This window comes from Amycolatopsis acidicola (assembly GCF_007713735.2).
Lineage (GTDB): Bacteria > Actinomycetota > Actinomycetes > Mycobacteriales > Pseudonocardiaceae > Amycolatopsis_E > Amycolatopsis_E acidicola.
Map to the genome: position 1 here is coordinate 1 of NZ_VMNW02000173.1, position 7,578 is coordinate 7,578.

The following is a 7,578-nucleotide window of genomic DNA, read 5'->3' on the forward strand; positions in this document are numbered from 1 at the left end:
GGGTTGAGCTTAGGGAGGGGGTCTGACAGTTCGGGGTGGTTTCGGTTCGGGTCTTCGGTTCTGTCCACTGTGGATAGTTCTCGGCCGGGACAGGATTGTCGGCGTGGTCGCGAATCCTTGCCGATTCGGGACAAAGGCGTGTGCGTGGCTCTTGACCGAGTGGTGGCGCGTCACAAAAGTGTGCGTACTCCGCTGAACGGGGGCGCCGATGATCCGGGCCGCATTCACCGTACTGACAACACTGACCGCATTCGTCGCGGCGGCCGCGTTGGTCGTCGCCGTGCCGGCCGAGGCGGCGCCGGCGTTGCCGCAGCCGGATTCACACGGGATCACGCTCGTCAGCCTGAGTCAGGACGAGAGCGATCCACGCCTGCTGGACGCCGTCGTGGCCACGGCGGCGATCTACCAGCCGGTGCACGTGCGGATCTACCTGCCGGCCGGGTATGCGACGGACGTCGGTGCCCGCTACAAGACGCTGTACCTGTTGCACGGCGGGGGAGACGCGCTCGACGACGCGCGCTCCTGGGTCGAGGAAGGAGATGTGCCAGGGCTCGTCGACGAGACCGGGTACCCGGGGATAGTCGTGATGCCCGAAGGCGGAAAGGCGGGCTGGTACACGGATTGGGCGCAGCCGGACTACGGCGGCAGGCGGCCGTTGTGGGAGACGTTCCACATCGACCAGCTGGTGCCGTGGATCGACGCGAACTTCCGGACCCTGGCGACGAAAGCGGACCGGACGATCGCGGGACTGTCGATGGGCGGCTACGGGGCGTTGAGCTACGCGGCGCGGCATCCCGAGCTGTTCTCGGCCGCCGCGGAGTTCTCCGGCACCACGAATCTGCGCGCCACCGACACGCTCACGATCAACCAGCTCTTCCTGAGCCTCGAGTTCGGGACGGCGCTGACAGTGGCGCAGGAAGGGGATCCGTCCTACCGGGCGCGCGGGCTGCAGGCGGTCTTCGGGCCGTTCGTGACCTGGAGCCAGCGCAACCCGTTCGACCTCGCCGACGTGTATCGCACCCAGCAGATCCAGGTCGCGCTGTACGTGGGAGACGGCACCGGGCAACAGAACTACGACGTGGTGGAGGGATTGGCGAGGCTGCACAACGACTTGATGCACCTGCGGCTGCGGCTGGCCGGGGTGCAGGACCGCTACTGCACCGGGGTCGGTTCACACCTGTGGCCGTTCTGGCAACAGGACCTGGCGGACTTCCTGCGGGTGTCGGCGGGCACGCCGCCCGCCCAGTGCCCGAACGGCTGGGGCGCGCCTCGCGGCTGAGTGGGTAAGCGGCTGAGTTGGTAAGCGGCTGAGTTGTAAGCGGCTGAGTTGTAAGCGGCCGAACGGGTGGGCGGCTGAGTGGGTGAGCTGCTGAGTGGCTGTGTAGCGGCTGAGTAGTTGAGCCGTACAGGCGCTCAGGAGCGCACGAGACGGGCGATCGCGTCCGAGGCTTCACGCACCTTGACCTCGGCCTCCCGGCCGCCGGTCTTCGCCGCGTCGACCACGCACGTGGAGAGGTGCTCGTCGAGCAGCTCCAGGGAGAACGACTGCAGCGCCTTGGTGGCGGCCGACACCTGCGTCAGGATGTCGATGCAGTACTTGTCCTCTTCGACCATCCGCTGCAGACCGCGGATCTGGCCCTCGATCCGGCGCAGGCGCTTGAGGTAGGCGTCCTTCTCATCGCTGTAGCTCGGCATTCCGCTGCCCACCTTCGTGTTCGGGTCCTTCGCCATGATACCCGCTCCCCGTATCCACCGGCGCGAACGATATTCCCAACGCCTGTTCATCTGATTAGTCTGTCAGGTATGAGCAGGCGCGACTGGATCCTCATCGCCGCGATGGCCGCCTTCGTTCTCGCCCTCAACGTGCTGGGCTGGGGGGTGCTCACGATCTTCGTGGCCCCCGAGCACTACGCGATCGGAAACGCCCAGGTGTTCGGCATCGGCCTCGGGGTCACCGCCTTCACCCTCGGCATCCGGCACGCGTTCGACGCCGACCACATCGCGGCCATCGACAACACCACCCGGAAGCTGATGGCCGAGGGCAAACGGCCCCTGACCGTGGGTTTCTGGTTCTCCCTCGGGCATTCCACCGTCGTTTTCGGGCTTTGCGTCCTGCTTTCCCTCGGTGTCCGGGCGCTCGCCGGGCAGCTGGAGTCCGACGACTCCACCCTGCACGACGTGACCGGGATCATCGGCACCTCCGTGTCCGGGGTGTTCCTGTGCCTGATCGCCGCGTTCAACCTGGTCGTGCTCGTCGGCATCCTCAAGGTGTTCCGCGGGATGCGCTCCGGTCAGCTCGACGAAGCGGAGCTCGAGGAGCAGCTCGCGAAGCGCGGGTTCATGAACCGGATCCTCGGCCGGGCGACGGCCGCGGTGCGCAAGCCGTGGCACATCTATCCCGTCGGTGTCCTCTTCGGCCTCGGTTTCGACACCGCAACCGAGGTCGGCCTGCTCGTGCTCGCCGGCGGGGCCGCGGCGTTTTCCCTGCCCTGGTACGCGATCCTCGTGCTGCCGGTGCTCTTCGCGGCCGGGATGACGCTGTTCGACGCGGCCGACGGCTGCCTGATGAACCTCGCGTACGGCTGGGCGTTCGCCCGGCCCATCCGCAAGATCTTCTACAACATCACGGTCACCGCGCTGTCCGTCGTGGTCGCGCTGGTGATCGGGGTCGTGGAGCTGATCTCCGTGCTGGCCGACCGCTTCGGCATCACCACCGGCCCGCTCGCCGCGATCGCGAACCTCGACCTCAACTACGTGGGTTTCGTCATCGTCGGACTGTTCCTGGTCACCTGGTTGTTGGCATTGGTGGTGTGGCGGGTCGGCCGCTTCGAGCAGCGGTGGGTGGCGCAGCCCGAGTAGTCCTCGTTTCCCGGTACGGGTAGGGGGTATAGTCGGGATCATGACTGAGACCAGCTACACCGTCACCGGGATGACCTGCGAGCACTGTGTGAAGGCCGTCACCGAAGAGGTCGGCCGGATCGAGGGCGTCGAGTCCGTCGCGGTCGACCTGCCCACCGGCGCGGTCACCGTGGTCAGCGCACAGGCGCTGAGCGACGAAGCGGTGCGCGCGGCCGTCGACGAGGCCGGGTACCAGGTCGCCTGATGACCACGGCCGCGGACCACGATCGGCTCGAGCTCGCCATCGGCGGGATGACCTGCGCGTCCTGCGCGATGCGGGTCGAGAAGAAGCTGAACAAGCTCGAGGGCGTCACCGCCACGGTGAACTACGCCACGGAGAAGGCGAAGGTCACCTTCCCGGCGGGCGTGGATCCGCGGCGGCTGGTCGAAACCGTCGAAGCCGCAGGCTATTCGGCGGTGCTCCCCGAAGAGGCCGAAGAGGATCCGGTCTCTTCGCTCCGGGACAGGCTGGTCGGGTCCGTGATACTCGCCGTGCCGGTCATCGCGCTGTCGATGATCCCGGCGTTGCAGTTCGATTACTGGCAGTGGGTCGCGTTCGCGCTGGCCACCCCCGTTGTCGCGTATGCGGCGCTGCCGTTCCACCAGGCCGCGTGGGCCAACCTCAAGCACGGCGCCGCCACGATGGACACGCTGATTTCGGTCGGCACACTCGCGGCATACCTCTGGTCCGTATACGCGCTGGTGTTCGGCACGGCCGGCGAGATCGGGATGACCGACGAGTTCCGGTTCACCGTCTCGCGGATGGGTGGCGACGGGAACATCTACCTCGAGGTCGCCACCGGGGTGACCACTTTCCTCCTGGCAGGGCGGTACTTCGAGGCGCGGTCCAAGCGCCGGGCCGGCGCGGCGCTGCGCGCGCTGCTGGAGCTGGGCGCGAAGGACGTGGCGGTGCTGCGGGACGGCGCCGAGGTGCGCGTCCCGGCCGCGCAGCTGTCGGTGGGTGACCGGTTTGTGGTGCGCCCTGGGGAAAAGATCGCCACGGACGGCGTCGTCGAGGAAGGTTCCTCCGCGGTCGACGCGAGCATGCTCACCGGCGAATCGGTGCCGGTCGAGGTCGCTCCGGGGGACGCGGTCACGGGCGCGACGGTCAACGCGGGCGGCCGGCTGGTCGTGCGTGCCACGCGCGTGGGCGAGAACACGCAGTTGGCGCAGATGGCGCGGCTGGTGGAAGAGGCCCAGACGGGCAAGGCGCAGGTGCAGCGGCTGGCCGACCGGGTCGCGGGCGTGTTCGTGCCGGTCGTGCTGGTGCTCGCGCTGGTCACGCTGGTGGGCTGGCTGGTCGCGGGCGGCGCGACGGCGGCGGCGTTCACCGCGGCGGTCGCGGTGCTGATCATCGCGTGCCCATGCGCGCTCGGCCTGGCCACGCCGACGGCGCTGCTCGTCGGCACCGGGCGCGGGGCGCAGCTGGGGATCCTGATCAAGGGCCCGGAGGTGCTGGAGAGCACCCGCCGCATCGACACCATCGTGCTGGACAAGACCGGCACGGTCACCACCGGCCGGATGGCCTTGGCCGACGTCCACCTGGCGCCCGGCGAGGATCGCGCCGAAGTGCTGCGCCTTGCCGGTTCGCTGGAGAACGCTTCCGAGCACCCGATCGCGAAGGCGGTCGCCGCGGCGGCACCCGAGCTGGCCGAGGTGCACGAGTTCCGCAACGCTGAAGGCCTTGGCGTGCACGGGAAAGTCGAGGGGCACGAGGTGTCGGTTGGCCGCGCCGCGCTCTTCGAGAGCCTCCCGGACGAGCTGGCCGAAGCGAAGGCCGCGGCGGAGGAGCTCGGTCAGACGGCGGTCGTCGTGGGCTGGGACGGCAAAGCGCGCGCGGTGCTCACGATCGCGGACACGGTGAAGCCGACGTCGAAGGACGCCGTCGAACGGTTCCACGCGCTCGGCCTGCACCCCGTGCTGCTGACCGGGGACAACGAGGCCGTCGCGCGCACGGTGGCGGGCCAGGTCGGGATCACCGAGGTCATCGCCGGGGTGCTGCCCGCGGGCAAGGTCGACGCGGTGAAAGGCTTGCAGGAGCAGGGTTATCGCGTGGCGATGGTCGGTGACGGCGTGAACGACGCGGCCGCGCTCGCGCAGTCCGACCTCGGGCTGGCGATGGGCACGGGCACCGACGTGGCGATCGAGGCCGGTGATCTCACGCTGGTGCGCGGGGATCTGCGTGCGGCGGCGGACGCCATCCGGCTTTCGCGGCGCACTCTGCGCGTCATCAAGGGAAACCTGTTCTGGGCCTTCGCCTACAACGTGGCCGCGCTGCCGCTGGCCGCTTTCGGGTTGTTGAATCCGATGATCGCCGGTGCGGCGATGGCGCTCAGCTCGGTTTTCGTCGTCAGCAACTCCCTGAGGCTGCGCACTTTCCATTAGCGTGCCCGGTATGCCCGATGCGATCGTCGTCGGTGGCGGGCAGTCCGGCCTGGCCACCGCGTATGTGCTGAGACAGGCCGGGCTCACGCCCGTGCTGCTGGAGGCCGGGGCCGAACCCGTCGGTTCCTGGCCGCGCTACTACGAAAGCCTCACCCTCTTCTCGCCCGCTCGTTACAGTTCCTTGCCCGGCAAGGCTTTCCCCGGCGATCCCGCCCGGTACCCGCACCGGGACGAGGTGATCGACTACCTGCGCGACTACGCCGCCACGCTCGACGTGGACATCCGCACCGGCACGCGCGTGACGTCGGTCCGGCACGACGGTGACTTCGAGGTGCATGCCGGGGAGACGTTCACCGCGCCCATGCTCATCGCCGCGACGGGTGCGTTCGGCAGCCCCTTCCAGCCGAGTCTGCCGGGCCTTTTCACCGGCCGCACCCTGCACGCCATGGATTACCGGGAACCGAGCGCGTTCGAAGGGCAACGGATTGTCGTTGTGGGGGCGGGAAACACTGCCGCGCAGATCGGCACCGAACTGGCCGGGCACGCCCGCGTCACACTCGCCACGCGTAAGCCGGTGGCCTTCGTGACACAACGGCCGCTCGGGCAGGACCTGCAGTTCTGGTTCACCGTGACCGGCACGGGTTTCCTGCCGATCCCGTCCCGGCAGCGCAACCCGCCGACGGTGCCGGTGCTCGACACCGGGGTGTACCGGCGGGCCGTGCGCGCCGGAAAGCCCGATCAGCGCAGGATGTTCACCCGGGTCGAAGGGCAGCGGGTGACCTGGCCGGACGGGTCTGCGGAGGACGTGGACACGATCATCTTCGCCACCGGTTACCGGCCGGACCTCGGTTACCTCGCCGGGCTGGGTGCGCTGGACGCGGACGGGATGCCGGTGCAGTACAAGGGTTTGTCGACGACGCATGCGGGGCTGGGGTATGTCGGGCTGGAGTGGCAGCGGTGCCTGCTCTCGGCCAGCTTGCGCGGCGTGGGTCGCGATGCGCGTTATGTGGTGCGCAAACTGCGTCAGTGACCGTGCTCGTGCTCCGGGCTGCCGCCCATCATGCGGAGCATCGGCGCGCCCCCGGTGCGGAAGAAGCGGATGAGGAGCACGCCCGCGAGCGCCAGGAACACGATGTTCAGCCAGGTGGTGTAGTTCCACGAGATCCCGGACTCCAGCACTTGGGCCGATCGTTGTTCCGGGGCGAGTCCGCCGAGGAGCAGTTCCACGACGTACCCGGCGGCGACCATCGACACGTAGAACGAGCCGAGGAGTATCAGCGCCATCTTCATGCCGTAGTACTTCCGGTAAATGTTGAGAATGGGGAGAATCAGCAGGTCGGCGAAGATGAATGCCACGACGCCACCGAAGCTGATGCCGCCGTTCCAGAGCACCGCCGCGAGCGGCACGTTGCCGATCGAGCAGACGAAGCTCAGGATCGCTACGACCGGTCCGACGATCGGTCCCCAGAGCGCGGACGCCACCGGATGCCCGGTGAGGAAGAAGCCGCGCCAGAACGAATCCGGCACCCAGGCGCTGATCGCGCCCGCGATGAGCAGGCCGATCACGAGGTCGCGCAGGATCGCGGCCCACTCCATCACGAACACGTGCGCGACGCTCGTGAGCCCCTCACCGGAAAACAGCCGTCGCCGGAAGGATCCTTCGCCCGCGACGGACATGTCCATCGCCGCGTGCCCCTCCATCGACCCGGCAACACCGCGCTCGGCCTGCTCGCGGGCGGCGTGCAACAACTTGTCCCGTACCGCGAACCGGAAAATGAGCGCCACGAACACGATCATCAACGGCCCGCCCACGAACTCCGCGACGGTGAACTGCCAGCCGAGTAAGAGGGCGAGCAGGATCCCCAACTCGACGACGAGGTTGGTGGAGCCGATCTCGAAGGCCATGGCCGCCGTGAAGTCCGCACCCTTGCGGAACAGGGAACGTGCGAGGGCGACGGCCGCGTAGGAGCAGGACGAAGAGGCCGCCCCGAGCCCCGCCGCGGTGGCCAACGTGCGTGGCCGGTCGTCGCCAAGCAGCCGGACGATGGTCGCCTTACGCACCACGGCCTGGACGATCGCGGACAACCCGAAGCCGAGGATGAGGGCCCAGAGGATCTCCCAGCCCATCAACCCAGCCATCCGCAACGCCTCGAGCACGGTTCTCCCTTCATACGGGCTGGGGGTATCCGGTGAGTAAGAACGGTAAACCCGGCGCAGCCCCACCGCCATCCGGCAATGAAAGCCGGGGACACCCGCCCACCCCAGAAACCGCGACCCAGCGACGGGAGCCAAGCC

The 7,578-nt window shown here is 68.5% G+C and carries 7 protein-coding genes; 5 read left to right on the forward strand and 2 right to left on the reverse strand.

Features of this window, described 5'->3' with window-relative positions:
- Positions 1 to 208: 208 nt before the first annotated feature.
- On the forward strand, positions 209 to 1,279 hold the full coding sequence (locus FPZ12_RS44980; protein WP_144761927.1) for an alpha/beta hydrolase: 1,071 nt from the start codon (positions 209 to 211) through the stop codon (positions 1,277 to 1,279).
- A 134-nt stretch (positions 1,280 to 1,413) separates the two neighbouring features.
- On the opposite strand, the gene FPZ12_RS44985 is transcribed toward FPZ12_RS44980, so the two are convergent.
- A complete protein-coding gene (locus tag FPZ12_RS44985) occupies positions 1,414 to 1,695 on the reverse strand; it encodes a metal-sensitive transcriptional regulator (protein WP_144761939.1) in 282 nt (93 codons plus the stop codon).
- Positions 1,696 to 1,803: 108 nt separating this feature from the next.
- Here FPZ12_RS44985 and nicT point away from each other — a divergent pair, with 108 nt between their 5' ends.
- Genes nicT through FPZ12_RS45005 form a run of 4 tightly spaced genes read left to right on the forward strand, consistent with a single transcriptional unit; the run spans position 1,804 to position 6,313 of the window.
- Positions 1,804 to 2,859, forward strand: coding sequence for a Nickel transporter NicT (gene nicT / locus FPZ12_RS44990; RefSeq protein ID WP_243770363.1), 1,056 nt, complete (start codon positions 1,804 to 1,806; stop codon positions 2,857 to 2,859).
- 40 nt (positions 2,860 to 2,899) lie between these two features.
- Complete coding sequence (locus FPZ12_RS44995; RefSeq protein WP_144761930.1) at positions 2,900 to 3,103, forward strand: heavy-metal-associated domain-containing protein; 204 nt, start codon at positions 2,900 to 2,902, stop codon at positions 3,101 to 3,103.
- The gene (locus FPZ12_RS45000) at positions 3,103 to 5,283 is read left to right on the forward strand and encodes a heavy metal translocating P-type ATPase (RefSeq protein WP_144761933.1); all 2,181 of its coding nucleotides are present in this window, start codon (positions 3,103 to 3,105) and stop codon (positions 5,281 to 5,283) included. Before FPZ12_RS44995 ends, FPZ12_RS45000 begins: the two co-directional genes overlap by 1 nt.
- 10 nt (positions 5,284 to 5,293) lie before the next feature.
- Complete coding sequence (locus tag FPZ12_RS45005) at positions 5,294 to 6,313, forward strand: flavin-containing monooxygenase (RefSeq protein ID WP_144761936.1); 1,020 nt, start codon at positions 5,294 to 5,296, stop codon at positions 6,311 to 6,313.
- Here the strand turns inward: FPZ12_RS45005 and FPZ12_RS45010 are convergent.
- Entirely contained in the window at positions 6,307 to 7,422 is a 1,116-nt protein-coding gene (locus FPZ12_RS45010; RefSeq protein ID WP_243770364.1) for a permease, read from the reverse strand. The two genes, FPZ12_RS45005 and FPZ12_RS45010, sit on opposite strands and share 7 nt — an antisense overlap.
- Positions 7,423 to 7,578 lie beyond the last annotated feature (156 nt).